Below are 841 nucleotides of genomic sequence, written 5' to 3'. Positions count from 1 at the left end.
ACGGATCTGTGGGACTCGACGCTCCCCATCAAGTGCATTGCGGAGCATTTCCCCGGGCGCACGACAAACGCGGTGCGCAAACACGGCCGCTACGGGTTGGGGTTGCCGGATCGCAATGGGGAAGCGTGGTCGGGCCACATCGATCGCCTGGGGCGCGATTCAGCGAGAGCTGCGGAAGGTGCCGATGGCTGATTCGAAGTATCTCGCGATGGTCACCGGCTACTCGCGGCGCCAAATCCTGTTGCTTCTCAGTGAGCACCACGAAGCCGGTGACTTGCAAGTCGCAGGCTGGGTACGTTACGCCCCCGGCTGGCGCTTGGGCGGCACGTTATGCACTCGGGAACGGCGTCGACGTTCAGAAGCCTGAGCCGCTGACGCGCAAAGAAATCGACAGACGTCGCACGCTCAGGCTGAGCAAGGACGCCGAATACCAGGCCGCCCGCTGCGCGCGTGCGCGAGTCCGCTACGCGATCAAGACAGGCAGTCTCGTTCGACGAGACCCTTTAATCGCGGCTCTTTACGGTACCGCGTAGGCGGGGAATCAATGGCACGAATTCGTTCAGTCAAACCCGAGTTTTGGACGTCCGAGCAGGTGATGGACGTCTCTCGTGATGCCCGCATCCTGTTCATCGGCATGTGGAATTTCTGCGACGACGCGGGAATTCACTCGACCAACGAGAAGCGTCTGAAGGCCGAGGTGTTCCCGGCCGACGACCTGACTTCGGCGGATGTTCGCCGAATGGTCGACGAACTGCTTCGCGTCGGCTTGCTCGACGAGTATGAGGTCGCCGGACAGCGCTTTTGGATCGTGACGGGCTGGCACCACCAGAAGATCGATCAG

Annotated in this window: 2 protein-coding genes; both read left to right on the top strand. The window is 61.7% G+C overall.

What is annotated here, in order from left to right; all coding sequences use genetic code 11:
* On the top strand, positions 1-192 hold a 192-nt coding region (locus CDV44_RS28320; RefSeq protein ID WP_212677164.1), incomplete at its 5' end, for a hypothetical protein.
* A 352-nt stretch (positions 193-544) separates the two neighbouring features.
* Positions 545-841, top strand: a 297-nt coding sequence (locus CDV44_RS26975) for a hypothetical protein (protein WP_212677163.1), incomplete at its 3' end; no start/stop codon positions are given.

Source organism: Pandoraea sp. PE-S2R-1 (genome assembly GCF_002179865.1).
Lineage (GTDB): Bacteria > Pseudomonadota > Gammaproteobacteria > Burkholderiales > Burkholderiaceae > Pandoraea.
The sequence above is the reverse complement of the archived record's forward strand: the minus strand, read 5'-3'. Positions and strand labels throughout refer to the sequence as shown.